The sequence below is a fragment of the Pseudomonas sp. TE3644 genome, from assembly GCF_056278815.1.
The window spans coordinates 5064936-5079679 of record NZ_JBWBQF010000001.1; the positions used below are offsets into that span (position 1 = coordinate 5064936).

The 14744-nt window shown below is 64.3% G+C and carries 15 protein-coding genes; 10 read left to right on the forward strand and 5 right to left on the reverse strand.

Features of this window, described 5'->3' with window-relative positions; translation table 11 throughout:
* Nucleotides 1-9 precede the first annotated feature (9 nt).
* Nucleotides 10-531: a GNAT family N-acetyltransferase gene (locus ACZ9GA_RS22320; protein ID WP_457360713.1), complete on the forward strand. Its 522-nt coding sequence runs from the start codon at nt 10-12 to the stop codon at nt 529-531.
* Nucleotides 532-634: 103 nt separating this feature from the next.
* On the forward strand, nt 635-2290 hold the full coding sequence (locus ACZ9GA_RS22325; RefSeq protein ID WP_457360712.1) for a phosphoethanolamine transferase: 1656 nt from the start codon (nt 635-637) through the stop codon (nt 2288-2290).
* A gap of 4 nt (nt 2291-2294) precedes the next feature.
* Here the strand turns inward: ACZ9GA_RS22325 and ACZ9GA_RS22330 are convergent, their stop codons facing one another.
* Nucleotides 2295-2780, reverse strand: coding sequence for a GyrI-like domain-containing protein (locus tag ACZ9GA_RS22330; RefSeq protein ID WP_051373507.1), 486 nt, complete (start codon nt 2778-2780; stop codon nt 2295-2297).
* A 227-nt stretch (nt 2781-3007) separates the two neighbouring features.
* Here ACZ9GA_RS22330 and ACZ9GA_RS22335 point away from each other — a divergent pair, with 227 nt between their 5' ends.
* Entirely contained in the window at nt 3008-3817 is an 810-nt protein-coding gene (locus ACZ9GA_RS22335) for a helix-turn-helix domain-containing protein (protein WP_457360711.1), read from the forward strand.
* Between the two features lie 190 nt (nt 3818-4007).
* Here ACZ9GA_RS22335 and ACZ9GA_RS22340 read toward each other — a convergent pair whose 3' ends face one another.
* Nucleotides 4008-4655, reverse strand: coding sequence for a LysE family translocator (locus tag ACZ9GA_RS22340; protein ID WP_457360710.1), 648 nt, complete (start codon nt 4653-4655; stop codon nt 4008-4010).
* A 289-nt stretch (nt 4656-4944) separates the two neighbouring features.
* On the opposite strand from ACZ9GA_RS22340, the gene ACZ9GA_RS22345 reads away from it, so the two are divergent.
* Nucleotides 4945-6012, forward strand: a complete 1068-nt coding sequence (locus ACZ9GA_RS22345; protein WP_457363671.1) for an NAD(P)H-dependent flavin oxidoreductase — start codon at nt 4945-4947, stop codon at nt 6010-6012.
* 27 nt (nt 6013-6039) lie between these two features.
* Nucleotides 6040-7236: a trans-sulfuration enzyme family protein gene (locus ACZ9GA_RS22350; RefSeq protein WP_457360709.1), complete on the forward strand. Its 1197-nt coding sequence runs from the start codon at nt 6040-6042 to the stop codon at nt 7234-7236.
* Between the two features lie 135 nt (nt 7237-7371).
* On the opposite strand, the gene ACZ9GA_RS22355 is transcribed toward ACZ9GA_RS22350, so the two are convergent.
* The 3 genes from ACZ9GA_RS22355 to ACZ9GA_RS22365 all read right to left on the reverse strand — a co-directional run bounded on the left by ACZ9GA_RS22355 (nt 7372) and on the right by ACZ9GA_RS22365 (nt 9290).
* Nucleotides 7372-7998 (reverse strand): DUF998 domain-containing protein, encoded by a 627-nt coding sequence (locus ACZ9GA_RS22355; RefSeq protein WP_457360708.1) that lies wholly within the window; start codon nt 7996-7998, stop codon nt 7372-7374.
* A gap of 74 nt (nt 7999-8072) precedes the next feature.
* Complete coding sequence (locus ACZ9GA_RS22360; RefSeq protein WP_027977116.1) at nt 8073-8327, reverse strand: DUF2790 domain-containing protein; 255 nt, start codon at nt 8325-8327, stop codon at nt 8073-8075.
* Between the two features lie 210 nt (nt 8328-8537).
* Nucleotides 8538-9290, reverse strand: a complete 753-nt coding sequence (locus tag ACZ9GA_RS22365; RefSeq protein WP_457360707.1) for an IclR family transcriptional regulator — start codon at nt 9288-9290, stop codon at nt 8538-8540.
* An 80-nt stretch (nt 9291-9370) separates the two neighbouring features.
* Between ACZ9GA_RS22365 and ACZ9GA_RS22370 the strand changes: the two genes are divergently transcribed.
* The 5 genes from ACZ9GA_RS22370 to ACZ9GA_RS22390 all read left to right on the forward strand — a co-directional run bounded on the left by ACZ9GA_RS22370 (nt 9371) and on the right by ACZ9GA_RS22390 (nt 14682).
* Nucleotides 9371-10891 carry an MFS transporter gene (locus ACZ9GA_RS22370; RefSeq protein WP_457360706.1) on the forward strand — a complete coding sequence of 507 codons (1521 nt, stop codon included), beginning with the start codon at nt 9371-9373 and terminating at the stop codon, nt 10889-10891.
* Nucleotides 10888-11919: an HlyD family secretion protein gene (locus ACZ9GA_RS22375; RefSeq protein WP_457360705.1), complete on the forward strand. Its 1032-nt coding sequence runs from the start codon at nt 10888-10890 to the stop codon at nt 11917-11919. The genes ACZ9GA_RS22370 and ACZ9GA_RS22375 overlap by 4 nt, the downstream gene beginning before the upstream one ends.
* Before the next feature lies 1 nt (nt 11920).
* The gene (locus ACZ9GA_RS22380) at nt 11921-13315 is read left to right on the forward strand and encodes an efflux transporter outer membrane subunit (RefSeq protein WP_457360704.1); all 1395 of its coding nucleotides are present in this window, start codon (nt 11921-11923) and stop codon (nt 13313-13315) included.
* Nucleotides 13312-13719 (forward strand): GNAT family N-acetyltransferase, encoded by a 408-nt coding sequence (locus ACZ9GA_RS22385; RefSeq protein ID WP_457360703.1) that lies wholly within the window; start codon nt 13312-13314, stop codon nt 13717-13719. Before ACZ9GA_RS22380 ends, ACZ9GA_RS22385 begins: the two co-directional genes overlap by 4 nt.
* A 138-nt stretch (nt 13720-13857) precedes the next feature.
* Nucleotides 13858-14682, forward strand: coding sequence for a class I SAM-dependent methyltransferase (locus ACZ9GA_RS22390; protein WP_457360702.1), 825 nt, complete (start codon nt 13858-13860; stop codon nt 14680-14682).
* Nucleotides 14683-14744: the final 62 nt, after the last annotated feature.

Sequence of the window (14744 nt, forward strand, 5' to 3'; positions counted from 1 at the left end):
ATAGCGCCCATGACCATTCCAACCGCAACGACTGACGGCGCCCCGCGCCTGGTGTGCTACAGCCACCTGAGCCTCGCCCAGCGCCAACAGCTGTGTGAGCTGAGTGTGCTGCCCGAGCAGCGTCCCTATTGCGGTGACATCGAGGGCGCCCTCTACACCCTGCTGCATCGGCCAAGCCCCAGCGTGCGCGGCTTCGCCCTGCTGGTACAGCAGCGGCCCGTGGCGTTCCTGCTGCTCAAGCGCCCACCGTTCCTGCCGCCCTGGGCCGCCGCCGACGCCGCCACCCTGCATGCCCTGCAAGTGGATCACCGCCAACAGGGGCGCGGCTACGGCAAGGCCTGCCTGGCGGCGCTGCCCCAGGTGGCGCGACAAGCGTGGCCAGGCATTCGCCAGTTGATGCTGTCGGTGGACACCGGCAACGTGGCTGCGATGCACATGTACACGCGCGCTGGCTGGGTGGATTGCGGCACCGGCTATCGCGGCCGCGTGGGCCTGGAACGTTGTTTGAAGCTGGCGCTGCCCGATACCTGAACTATGTTACAGGTTCACGTTTTTTTGACGATTTCAGCGCTAGATTCCCTCGCCGCAAGGGCATGGGTTTATTGACGGCACGCAGAGGCCAGGAGCAGTGAAGATGGTGGCAAGTCAGGGCAGACGGTTTCAAATCACTTCAACACGTCTGGTGTTGCTGTTTTCATTGGCCATGGTGCTGTTCTACAACCTCGCCACCTGGCAGGCGCTGGGCAACCTGGTGACGCTGGAAGGCGTCAAGCGTGCCGGCTTCTACCTGTCCTTCGGCCTGTTCCTGTGGGCCACCTTCACCGTGTTGCTGACCCTGGTGTCGTTCCGCCCACTGCTCAAGCCGGTGATTACCGTGGTGGCGCTGGCCTCGGCGGCGGCGGCCTACTTCATGAACAACTACGGCATCGCCATCGACACGGTGATGATCCAGAACGTGGTGGAGACCAACCCCGGCGAGGCCAAGGCCCTGCTCAGCCCGAAACTGTTCGGCTACCTGCTGGTGCTGGGTGTACTGCCCTCGGCGCTGGTGTGGTGGCTGCCGGTGCAGTACCGCCGCTTCTTCCCCGGGCTGCTGAACAAGGTGCTGGTCATTGTCGCCGGCCTGGTGGTGGTGGCGGCCTCGGTCGGTGCCTTCTACTCCACCTACGCGCCCATCTTCCGCCAGGAAGACAAGCTCACTCACTTCATCAACCCCACCAACTACCTCTACGCCGTGACCAAGCTGACCAAGTCGCGCTACTCGGTGAAACAGGACGTGGTGGTGCAGCCCATCGGCACCGACGCGGTGATGAGCGCCGACGCCAAGGCGCGGCCCAAGAAGAGCCTGATGATCTTCGTGGTGGGTGAAACCGCCCGCGCCGACCACTTCTCGCTCAACGGCTACGCCCGTGAGACCAACCCCGAACTCAAGAAGCAGGACATCCTCAACTTCACCCGCGTGGCTTCCTGCGGTACCTCCACTGCCGTGTCGGTGCCGTGCATGTTCTCCAAGTTCCCGCGCAGCGATTACAGCGACAAGAAGGGCAAAACCTACGAAGGCCTGCTGGATATTCTGCAGCGCGCCGGCGTGCAGACCGTGTGGCTGGACAACAACAGCGACTGCAAGGGCACCTGCCTGCGCATCCCCCACCACGACATTCCCAAAGACCAGAAAAGCGCCTTCTGCGACGGCAGCAACTGCCTGGACGAGTCGCTGCTGGTGGGCCTGCAGGACTACATCGACGGGTTGAAGGACAATGCCATCATCGTCCTGCACGCCGACGGCAGCCACGGCCCGGAGTACTACGAGCGTTATCCGAAGGACAAAGAGGCGTTCCAGCCGGTGTGCCGAACCAACCAGCTGGGCAGTTGTAGCCATGACGAACTGGTGAACGTGTACGACAACACCATCCTCTACACCGATTTCTTCCTGTCCAAGGTGATCGACCTGCTCAAGCAGAACCAGGACAAGTACGACACCTCGATGATCTACGTGTCGGACCATGGCGAGTCGCTGGGTGAAAACGGCATGTACCTGCACGCCGCGCCGTACGCCATCGCCCCCGAGGCGCAGACCCACGTGCCGATGGTGATGTGGTTCGGCAAGGACACCCTGGCTCAGGACGGCATCGACCGCTCGTGCCTGAAGGCCAAGCAGGACGAGGGCGACCTGAGCCACGACAACATTTTCCACTCGGTGCTAGGCCTGTTCCAGGTGCAGACCGGCGTGTACCAGTCTGGCCTGGACATGTTCCATGACTGCCGCCGGGCGCTGACCGCCGGCCAGTAAGCGATCAGTCCTTGATCGGCAGCCAGATTTCCAGTCGGCCGTTACCGGTGGCCGGCTCGTAATCATCGCTGTAGCGCTCGAACTCGGGCGCATCGGCCGCTTCCAGGCCGCTATTGGGCAGCCACACCTGCCAGATGGCCTGGAAGGTCTGGCCCAGGCCGGAAATATGCCCCTGGTGCTCGAACACCGCGTAGCGCTGGGGCGCCAGCTTGATCCAGCGAAATTCCTGGGGCAGCTCGCGCTCGGTCTCAACCTCGACACCGGCGATGTACTCGAAGCCGCCGATGCCATCGGGGTTGCAGCACACCCCATAGCTTTCATGCCCCAACTGCCCCGGCACCTTGCCCAAAAACGGCACGAACTCGCGCCACAGCGCCTCGATGCCGCTGGTGGTGTCCTGGGTAAAGCGGTCGGACAAACCGGCGATGATCATCGCCCGGCCCTGTTCATAGCGCACCGGCTCGATGGCGGTGGGTTCGATTCCAGTCATGAATACCTCGCGTCCTGAGTTGACCTGCACTCACCGTAGCAGCAACTGTCTCTGTGGGAGCGGGTTCTACCCGCGAAAAGCACGCCGCGGCGTATCAGGAAGTCCGCGTGCCCTTCTTCGCGGGTAGAACCCGCTCCCACAATCGCTACTACGAAGTACGGGGTACCTTGCAGGCCATTTGCCCCGTGCGTTAACGTTCTGACCTCCCAACCCCCGGAAAAGTCGGCATGAACCTGATTACCGAAGACTGGCACGCCGGCGCCGTGGTCGAAGCCTCATGGGTGCGCGCCGAAGCCGCCAGCTTCCCACGCCACACCCACGACGAATACGTGCTGGGCACCAACCTGACCGGGGTGGAACATATCTGGCTGGACGGCCACGCCCTGGAAGCCCCCGCCGGTGCCATCACCCTGTACAACCCACAGGCCATGCAGGCCTCGCAATTCAGCCCGCAGGGCGTGGAATACATCAGCCTGCACCTGGCCCCCCACGCCATTGAACAGGTGGTGCGCGACAACAACCTGGCCGGCAGCACCTTCGAGCAAGGCGTGTTCCATCATGCCGGCCTGCACCAGGCCATCCTCGACTTCGCCGCCACCCCGGCCAGCCACCGCGCCGAGCAGGAAGAAGCCTTTATCCAGATGCTGTGCCAGTGGATGGAGCCGGGCCCCGGCAAGGCCGGCGAGCAGCACGCCGGGGTGCAGCATAGCCTGGACTACCTGCGTGACAATCTGGGGGCGAAGATCGAACTGGACGCCTTGGCCGCCGTCGCTGGGCTGAGCAAATACCATTTTGTGCGCTGCTTCAAGAAGCACACCGGGCTGGGGCCATTGCAGTACCAGATGCAACTGCGCCTGTTGGAGGCGCGCAAACGCCTGCGCCGCCAACAGCATTCACTGCAGATCGTCGGGGAGTTGGGGTTTTACGATCAGAGCCACTTTATCAACGCCTTCCGCAAGGTGATGGGCGTGACCCCGCAGGCCTATGCCCAGGCCTTCAAGACAAAAGCCCGCAACGGGGCGGGCTTTTGCCGGTAACGGCCAAAGGGTCAGTGGCCGAAAATATTCGATTTCTTCGCACGTTTTTCAGCGCGTTTCTCTTCCGCGGTGCGGGTGGGTTTTTTCTTCGCTGCTTTCTTCGAGTCCATGCCTTTCATGCCGAGCACTCCCCTGGTTGGGTGGATGGTTCTATTAGGTATAACACCTGTTCCACGGGGCGACGGACTATTTACGCCGATGCCTGCCCCACAATGAATTCCTGATAGCCCGAACCGATCACGTAAACCGCAAACCAGGCGAAGATCCCCGCCGACGCCAGGTAGCTATAACGCAGCAGACGATCGCCCAACAACTTGCCGCCCTGGCTGGCCGCCGTGCAGATGGCCACGCACCACAGCACCCCGGCGCAGAAAAAACCGGCCAGGAACTGCCCGGCGCTCAATAGCCCGCCCCCACCCGAACGGGAAATCAGCGTGCCGCCCACGGCGGCAAACCAGAGGATGGCGCTGGGCGAGGACATGGCCAGGAAGATCCCGCGAAAGAACTCCTTCAATCCCGAGCCGGCCCCCGCCACCTCCCCCGCTTGCAGCGCGCTGTCATGCCGCCAGGCGCTGATCAGCATCTTCACCGCGAAATACACCAGCAACAGCGAGCCGCCCACCCACAGCACCCAGCGCACCCAGGTGTACTGCAACAACACCGTCATGCCCACCAGCGCCAGAATCGCGTAGGCCAGGTCGCCAAAACAGGTGCCCAGCCCCAGCCAGAACCCCTGCAGATACCCGCGCTGCATCGCCAGGGTGATCATGGCGATATTGGCCACGCCAATGTCCAGGCACAGGGAAAGGCTGAGGAGGAAACCGCTGGAGAACTGCATGGCAAAGCATCCGAAGGGGAAAACGAAAGGCGTATTGGGCCAAAACCTTCCCTGAAAGTATTGGAAAAAATTGCGCCCAAGGCGGCTCGTAGCCGCTGCCGTCAGGCTGCGCTGGCCCCTGAGTACCCTGCAGATCTTCAGCGAGGCTGAGGGCCAGCGCAGCCTGCGGCAGCGGCTACAGCTGCGCGATATTCATCGGATTCATGTCAGTTAGCCGCCCGGCCGGGTTTATTAATACCCCGCCGGATTCTAGGATGCTGCCATGGACACTGGACTCGAGGGCCGCATCATGACTGACGCACACACGCTGCTGGGCATCCGCACTCCCATCATTCAGGCGCCGATGGCCGGTACGGCCACGCCGCAGCTGGCCGCCGCGGTCAGCAATGCCGGGGGGCTGGGTTCCATTTCGATTGCAGCGGTGGATGCAGAGGCCGGGCGGGCAATGATTCGTCAACTGCGGGCGCTGACCGAGCGTCCCTTCAACATCAATGTGTTCTGCAACCGCCCTTCCCGGCCTGACGCAGCGATTGAAAGCGCCTGGCTGACGCACCTCAAACCCTTCTTCAATGAATTCGGCGCGCAGCCGCCTGCCGCCCTCCACGACATCTACAAAAGCCTGTTCGACGATGAAGCGCAATTCCAGGTGCTGCTCGACGAACGCCCGCCCATCGTCAGCCTGCACCTGGGGCTGCCGCCCCAGGCGCGCATCGATGCGCTGAAACAGGCCGGTATCCTGCTGCTGGCCAGCGCCACTTCGCTGGCCGAGGCGCTGCAGGTGCAGGCCGCCGGCATCGATGTGGTGGTGGCTCAAGGTGCCGAAGCCGGGGGCCATCGGGGCATTTTCGATGAGCATGGCGCCGATGAGCAGTTGCCCGTGCGGGACCTGCTGCGCCTGTTGCGTGAACAGGTGCAGGTGCCGATCATCGCCGCTGGGGGCCTGATGGACGGCGCCGACATCGCCGAAGTGCTGGCCCTGGGCGCAGTGGCCGCGCAGTTGGGTACCGCCTTCGTGCTGTGCCCGGAGTCGGCCGCCAACCCGGCTTACCGGCAAATGCTGGCCAGCGATCGTGCCCAGCGCACCGACTTCACCCGAGTGATTTCCGGTCGCCCGGCACGGGGCATCGTCAACCGTTTCATGGTTGAAGTAGGGGCCGCCGGCCACCCACCCGTGCCCGGCTTCGGCATCGCCTACCACGCGGGCAAGGAACTGATCGCCGCTGCGGCCAAAGCCGGCTCGCCCGAGTTCGCCGCCCACTGGGCCGGCACCGGCGCCACCCGCGCGCGCAGCCTGCCCGCCGCCGAACTGCTGGCGGTACTGACGGACGAATACCACGCGGCGCGGTCTACTCTCTGACAGGACAATGTCTTGAAGGAGTCAGGCATGACCACGCACACCTCACACCCCCTTGGTATCCGTACCCTCGCCGTCCACGCTGGCCAAGCCCCCGACCCGAGTACCGGGGCGGTGGCCACGCCCATCAGCACCGCCTCGGCCTATTCCTACGGTGACTTCGACACCGGCGAGCAACGCTTCAGCGGCGAAAGCCCGGGCTACCTCTACAGCCGCTTCGCCAACCCGACGGTGGCGGCACTGGAAGGCAAGATGGCGGCGCTTGAGGGTGGCGAAAGCGCCGTGGCGTTCGCCAGTGGCATGGCGGCGATCTGCTCCACCGTGCTGGCCCTGGTGTCGGCGGGCGACGAACTGATCCACGTCGGCACCTTGTACGGCGGCACCGAAGGGGTGATGCGCAACCTGCTGCCGCGCTTCGGCGTACGCTCCTTCCACGTGACGGGCGTGGAGCAACTGGAGGCCGCCATCACCCCCAAGACGCGGCTGATCTTCGCCGAAACCCCGGACAACCCCATGCTCGGCATAGTGGACCTGGCACAAACCGCGCGCATCGCCCGCGCCCACCAGATCGTCACCGTGGCCGACAACACCTTCGCCACCCCGTGCCTGACCCGGCCGCTGAGCCTGGGCATTGATGTGGTAGTGCACTCGGCGACCAAATTCATTGGCGGACACGGTGATGCTACTGGCGGAGTCGTAGTGGCCGACAAAGCCTTGATCGAGAAAATTCGCGGTGTAGGCCTGAAACAGTTCGGTGGTTGCCTGAGCCCGTTCGAAGCCTCCCTGCTGATCCGTGGCCTGAAAACCCTGCCACTGCGCGTGGAGGCCGCGAGTCTGAGTGCCGAACGCATCGCCAGGCTGCTGGACGAACACCCGGCCGTGACCACGGTGTTCTACCCCGGCCTGCCCAGCCACCCCGGGCACGCGGTGGCCAAGCGGCAGATGAGCCGATTCGGCGCGCTGATGGCGTTTGAACTCAAGGGCGGTAAAGCGGCGGCTCGCACTTTTCTGGATAGCCTGACCCTGGTGACCCAGGCCGTATCGCTGGGCGACACCGATTCGCTGGCCTGCCACCCGGCGTCCACCACGCACAGCGCAGTGGCCGAGGACATTCGGCGGCAGTATGGGGTGACGGAGGGATTGGTGCGGTTGAGCGTGGGAATCGAGGATGTCGAGGACCTGGAGCGCGACATAACGCAGGCCCTGAGCAAAGTGAACATCGCCTGAAATCGGCGTCGCCCTTATCGCGGCCAAGGCCGGCTCCTACGCCGATTGGCGATCATGGCCAACACCTACGTAATCGCGGCCAACGCCGATCGGCGTAGGAGCCGGCCTTGGCCGCGATAGGGGCAACGCGAGGGATCAGGCCGTGCGACGCAACAGAATCACCGCAAAAATCGCCGTCCAGATCGCCGAGACAAAGGTGTTCACGCGCTCATACAAGCCATGCCCCACCAGGTTCTTCGCCGAAATCACCACCATCGGGAAGGTCACCAACGCCGCCAGGGTAAACACCATGGAGAAGAACGCCAGCCCACGGAAACCCTGCAGACGCAAACCCAGCCAGGCCCAGATACCACCGGCAACAATCAAGCTCCAGGCCATGACCACACCGGCAATATGATGAATCTGCTGCGCGGTGGAAGGATCTTCAGGCGAACAACCGGCGTCGCAAGAGAAATCTCCAGTTACAAAACTGGCCAAACCATGCAACACAATCAACAACCCACTCAACCGTGCCAACGCCGATTGCGGGAAGGTTTTAAAGACACTTACCCCAAACAAAATGAATAACAAACCAATCGGAAAGTTATTAATCAACGGTGCAATAAAATGGGTCGGTGCATCCACCGCGCCCAATACACTCATGGACTGTTCGAACTGGCTGTAATCGGGATACAGGCTGCCCAGAATCAGCAGCGCAATGGCCAACCAGAAAGGGATGGCCACGCCAGCCACATACAGCGGTTTCAACGGTAACGATTTCAAGCGAACACTCCGGGGGCAGTCAGTGGCGTGGACCATACTACAGCCGACATGGCCACGTCACGGCCCGCAACCGGTCAGTTGTTCTCGCAGCCGTTGCCCATCACGCGGTATTCGATGGTGTGGCGTTCGCCCTGATGGTCCAGGTAGGTCATTTTAGCCGGCACCACTTCGCACACATCGGGGATGCTGGTCATGCTGACCACCTTGGCAATATCCAGATGGGTGCCGTAGCTATATTCCTGAACACTGTTGTTCTGGGCGGCGGGCAAGGTGGCAGCGCCGGCCACGGCCGAGAAAGAGACCAGTGCGGCAATTAACAGACTTTTCATGATAGAGGGCCTTTAAAGCAATCACGCTGATTGACTTCATTTGCCGTGTTGGGGCTGGAAGAAGTTGTTACGTTTTTGGAACTTTCCACGTAACACGAAGTACCTGTCCCGGCTGTAGTTATATGTCAGCGGGGACACACTTAGAATACAACTTCCCCGCCAGGAATAAAGATCAACTGCCGACATGCACTGTTGCCGAAGTTGCAACAATCAGATTTTGCTGTGCACCGCCTGGCTCAACTCATCGCGGATTCGACCCAGGTGCTCCCGAATGCGCGGATGGTGCTGCTCGATCCGCCACGCCGGCCCTACCACGGTCAATGCGTAGCTGCCCTGGGGCGTCTGCAGCAGGCTGGCCACGCCGCCCACGCCCTCGATATGTTCCTGACGATCGTAGGCAAAGCCCTCTTCGCGAATCTGCGGCAATTGCGCCAGCAACTGCGCCAGGTCCAGGGTGAACGGCGTAAGGGGCTCGGTCTGCCCGTCCAGCAGTTCGCGGACTGCGTCATCGCTCTTGCTGGCCAACAGGATTTTGCCGCCCGAGGAAGCATGCATGCGCAGGAAGTTGCCACTGCCGGGCGCCACGCGCAGTTCGTTGGCCGACACCACCGAATGCAGCAACAGCAGCTCGGTCCCGCTGGCGTGCAGCAGGACGGCGGTTTCCCCGGTCAGGCGCGAAAGGTCTTCCATGAAGGGGCGCGCCATCTGCGAAATGTCCACATGGCTGTGCGTAGCCAAGCGCATCAACGCCGGGCCCAGGCACACGCCCCCTGCCCCGCGCACTTCCAGCAACTGCTCCAGCGCCAGCGCATCCACCAGCCGCTGCACGGTGGAGCGCGGCAGCTCGATGCGCTTGGCGATGGCGCCCAGGCTCAGGCCCGCCGGTTCGTTTTCCAGGCAGCGCAGGATGGCGGCAGCGCGGGAGATCACCTGAATGCCACTACGGTCGTTGTCGGTCGTCACTGGATTGCCTCATGTATCGCTGATCAGTACACTGTACCAATTATCGCACTCTTACTCGCTCGCGTCTCGGGAAATCTTTCGTGTCGGCACCTCCACCTCCTCCCGCCCCCACTCCGTTCGGCTGGCGCCTGGCCTTGGGCCTCGTGGGCGTATTGATCGCCGCGCTGACCTCGGGCATCAACGACCGCGCCACCGACATCGCCTTGGCCGATGTGCTGGGCGTGTTCGGCCTGGGCCATGACGAAGGCACCTGGATCAGCTCGGCCTACAGCGCCGCCGAAGTCTCGGCCATGCTGATCGCGCCGTGGCTGGCGGTGACCTTCTCGCTGCGCCGCTTCGCCATTGTCGTCACGCTGCTGTTCAGCCTGTGCGGCGCGCTGTGCCCGCTGGCGCCCAACCTGGAAAGCCTGCTGACCCTGCGCGTGATCCAGGGCCTGGCCGGTGGCTGTTTGCCGCCGCTGCTGATGACGGTGGCACTGCGCTTCCTGCCCTGGCACATCAAGCTGTACGGGCTGTCGGCCTACGCCCTGACCGCCACCTTCGGCCCGAATGTGGCCATGCCCCTGGCGTCGCTGTGGACGGAGAATTCGGACTGGCGCCTGTTGTTCTGGCAGATCATCCCCGCCGGCCTGATCGGCGCGGCCCTGATTGCCTTCGGGCTGCCCCAGGACCCGCTGCGTCTGGAGCGCTTCAAACAGGTGGACTGGCGTGGCGCCCTGCTGGGCTGCGGCGGCATCAGCATGTTGGTGATCGCCCTGACCCAGGGCGAGCGCCTGGACTGGCTGGACTCGGAGCTGATCTGCTGGCTGCTGCTGGGCGCGGCGGTGAGCCTGCCGCTGTTCTTGCTCAACGAATGGTTCCACCCGCTGCCGCTGTTCAAGTTGCAGTTGCTGGAACGGCGCAATTTCGCCTTCGGCATCACCACCCTGACCCTGTTCATGTTCGTCAGCCTGGCCGGCAGCGCCATCCCCGCCGCGTACCTGGCCGGCGTGCAAGGCTACCGGCCGTTGCAGACCATGCCGCTGGCCCTGAGCATCGCCTTGCCGCAACTGCTGCTGGCGCCGCTGGTGGCCACCGTGATTAACCGCAACTGGGTGGACGCGCGCTACGTCATCGCTGCCGGCCTGGCCGTTCTCACCGCAGCCTGCCTGGGCGGTTCGCTGGTCACCAGCCAGTGGATTCGTGACGACTTCTACTGGCTGCAAGCGCTGCACGCCATCGGCCAGCCGATGATCGTGGTGCCGCTGCTGATGCTGGCCACCGGCGTGATCCACCCCATGGAAGGCCCGTTCGCCTCGGCCATGGTCAACACCCTGCGCGCGCTGTTCTCGGTGCTGGCAGCGGTGGCCCTGGAGAACTTCGTCACCTGGCGTGAACACCTGCATTCCAACGTACTGCTCGACCGTCTGGGCAGCGTGCGCCAGGGCCTTGCGCCCTTGCTTGATGACAGCGGCCTTGCCCACCGCGTGCATGCCCAGGCGCTGGTGCTGACCGCCAGCGATGCCTTCCTGGCGCTGATCGCGGTGATCGCGGTGCTGCTGCTTGTCCTGTTGACCCTGCCCAAACGTGCCTATCCACCGCAACCTCCGGTATCCCCATGAAACATAGAACCGCCATTTCACTGATCACCCTCGCCGTTATCGTGTGCGGCAGCTACGGGGCTTACCGGCTGCTGCGCCATGGCGCGGTGGAAAGCACCGACGACGCTTTCATCAACGCCGACTCCGTACTGGTGGCGCCCCGCGTGGCCGGGCAGATCACCCAGGTGGCCGTGGCCGACAACCAGGCGGTGACCGCCGGGCAACTGCTGGCGCAGATTGACGACCGCGACTACCTGGCGGCCCAGGCGGCGGCCACCGCCAACGTCAACGCCGCCCAGGCGCAGCTGAAGAACCTGAGCGCCGGCATCGACCGCCAGGCCGCCGAGATCGACCAGGCCACGGCAAAAATCCGCGCCACCGCCGCTTCGCTGGCGTTCGCCCAGGCCAACGCCCAGCGCTACCGCAACCTGTCCAACGCCGGCGCCGGCACCCAGGAAGAACGCCAGAAGGCCGAGTCCGACCTGCAAGGCTGGCAAGCCGCCCGCGACCGCGATGACGCCGCCAAAGTCGCCGCGCAGAAAACCCTGGACGTGCTCAAGGCCCAACGCGAAGTGGCCCAGGCCGCCCTGGCCAAGGATGAAGCCGCCTTGCAGCAGGCCAACCTGAACCTGTCCTACACCCGCATCGTCGCGCCCCGGGACGGCATGGTCGGCCAGCGCTCGGTGCGCGTGGGTGCCTACGTGGCCCCCGGCAAACCGCTACTGGCCGTGGTGCCGTTGAAAGACGCCTACGTGGTGGCCAATTTCCGCGAAACCCAGCTGGCGCACATGCACCTCAAGCAAACCGTGCAGATCGAGGTCGACAGCTTCCCCGACCGCACCTTCACCGGCCACGTGGACAGCGTGGCGCCGGCCACTGGCCTGTCGTTTTCGGCCATCGCCCCGGACAACGCCACCGGCAACTTCACCAAGGTGGTGCAGCGCATTCCGGTGAAGATCGTCTTCGACGCCGACCAGCCGGAGTTGGATAAACTGCGCGTCGGCATGTCGGTGGTGACCCGCATCGACACCGCCCAGGAGCTGCATTGAGATGAAACGTGCCCTGCTTGTGCTGGCCTGTGCCAGCCTCGGCGCCTGCAGCGTCGGCCCCGACTTTGAAAAACCCCAGGTGCAGTTGCCCGCCCAGTGGCCGCAGCAAACCCAGACTGCGGCTATCGATAGCCAATGGTGGCAGGCCTTGGGCGACCCACAGCTGACCTCGTTGGTGGAACGCGCCGCCAAGGCCAACCTCGACGTGCGTGTGGCCAGCAACCGCCTGGACCAGAGCCGTTCGATGCGCCAGGTCAGCGCGGCCGCGCGGGCGCCCAGCGTCGGCTTGGGCGCCAGCTACCAGCGTGAACGCAACAGTGCGGTCAGCCTGCTGGATGCCTCCAACCTGAGTGGGCAGGCGCCCTTTGAATTGTGGAGCACGGCGGCTGACGCCAGCTGGGAAGTGGACCTGTGGGGCCATGTGCGCCGGGCCGTGGAAGCCGCCGATGCCGAAGTGGAGCTCAGCCAGGCCCAGCGCAACGGCGTGCTGCTGAGCATCAGCGCCGAAACCGCCAGCGATTACCTGAAACTGCGCGGCGTACAGACCCAATTGCAGGTGGCCCAGCAGAACCTGGAGATCGCCAAGCGCAGCCGCGACCTGACCCAGACCCGCCTGGAAAACGGCGTGACCACCCACCTGGACACCGCCAACTCGGCCGCCCAGGTGGCCAGCATCGAGGCACTGCTGCCCATGCTGCAGGCCGACCAGGACCGCCTGATCAACGCCCTGAGCTACCTGCTGGGCGAAGCTCCCGGCGCCTTGGCCAATGAGTTGACCACCCCCAAGGCCATCCCCGCGCCGACGACGAGCGTGCCCCTGGGCCTGCCCTCGGAACTGGCCCAGCGCCGTCCCGACATCCAGGCCAGCGAAGCCGCCCTGCACCGCGCCACCGCCGCCATCGGCGTGGCCAAGGCCGATTTCTACCCGCGCATCAGCCTGGGCGCCAGCTTCGGCTTCCAGGCCCTGGACGGCTCCAACTTCGGCGCCTGGAACTCGCGCCAGTGGAGCTACGGACCCAGCCTGTACCTGCCGATTTTCCAGGGTGGCCGCCTGACCGGCACCCTGCAATTGCGTGAGCACCAACAGCAGGAAGCCGCGCTCAACTACCAGAAGACCGTGCTGGGCGCCTGGCATGAAGTGGACAACGCCCTCACCGACTACCGCGCCGAACAGCAGCACCATGCCGCGCTGGCCGAGGCGGTGCGCCAGAACGACATGGCCCTGAACGTGGCGCAGGAGCGCTATCGCCAGGGCGCGATCGACTTCATCAACGTGCTCAACGTGCAGCGCATCCGCTTGCAGAACCAAAGCGCGCTGGTCAACAGCGCCACCCAGGTGGCGCTGGACCGGGTGCAGTTGTACCGCGCCCTGGGCGGCGGATGGCCTTCGGCATGAGCATCGATTACGGCCCGTTGGCGGCGGACTTGTGGCCGCTGTTGAACAAGTTCTACCGTGAGCAGCGCTCATCCATGCGTGGCGACAAGGCGGCCCAGGCCTGGGTGGCGCGCCAGGGTGAGATCGTGGCGGCGCTCAACCTCACGCCTGTGGCGGACGGGCATTGGCTGACGGGGTTGCTGGTGGCCCTGGCCTGTCGCGGGCAGGGGGTGGCCAGTGCGTTGGTGCAACACGCGGTAGCCAGCGTTCCCGGCCCGGTGTGGCTGTTCTGCGACCCAGACCTGGCCGGCTTCTACCAGCGGCTGGGCTTCGTCGAGCAGTATGACCTGCCCCAGGCCCTGGCCGAACGCCTGGTGCGCTACCAGCGCAGCAAAGCCCTGATCGCCATGGCCCTGATACCGTAGCCGCTGCCGCCAGGCTGCGCTGGCCCTGTACCTCGCTATAGATCTTCAGGGTTCACACAGGCCAGCGCAGCCTGGCGGCAGCGGCTACGGATTGCGTGCTAGCCTGTGGGAATCGTCTTTTCGCCCACAAGGATTGTCATGAAACGTCTGCTGCTTGCGGCGCTGGCCTTCACCTGCGCCGCCCCCACCTTTGCCTTGACCCTGGCCGCCGTGGCACCCGCGTCCAACATCAGCACAAAAACTTTCGACTCGGTGCTCAAAGGCAACTGGCGCGACCCCGCCAACAGCGCCCGCGACCGCTATCGCCACCCGCGCCAGACCCTGCAGTTCTTCGGCCTGCGGCAAAACCAGACCGTCATCGAGATTACCCCGGGCAACGGCTGGTACAGCGAAATCCTGGCGCCGCTGCTCAAGGACCACGGCCATTACATCGCCGCCGTGCAATCGTCCGGCAGCGCCGACACCCTCAAGCAGAAGTTCGCTGCCGACAGCGCCCATTTCGGCAAGGCGCAGTTGCTCAGCTTCGACCCCAAGGCGCCCACATTCGGGCCTGACGATTCCGCCGACCTGCTGCTGACCTTCCGCAACGTGCACAACTGGGTGATGGCCGACAACGCCAAGGCGATGTTCCAGGGCTTCTATCAGGTGTTGAAACCGGGCGGCAGCCTGGGCGTGGTGGACCACCGCGGCAAGCCGGGGGAAAGCGTGGGGCAGATCAAAAGCAGCGGCTACCTGCCCACGGCCTATGTAATCAAACTGGCCACGGATGCGGGCTTCACGTTGGTGGGGCAGAGCGAGATCAATGCCAACAGCAAGGACACCAAGGACTACGCGCAGGGGGTGTGGACGTTACCGCCGACTTACAAGCTGGGGGAGCAGGACAGGGCCAAGTACCAGGCCATTGGCGAGTCGGACCGGATGACCTTGCGGTTTATCAAGCCGGTGGCGGTGGCCAAGGAGTGATACCGCGCCGCCCCTATCGCGACCAAGGTCGGCTCCTACCACGATCGGTGTAGGAGCCGACC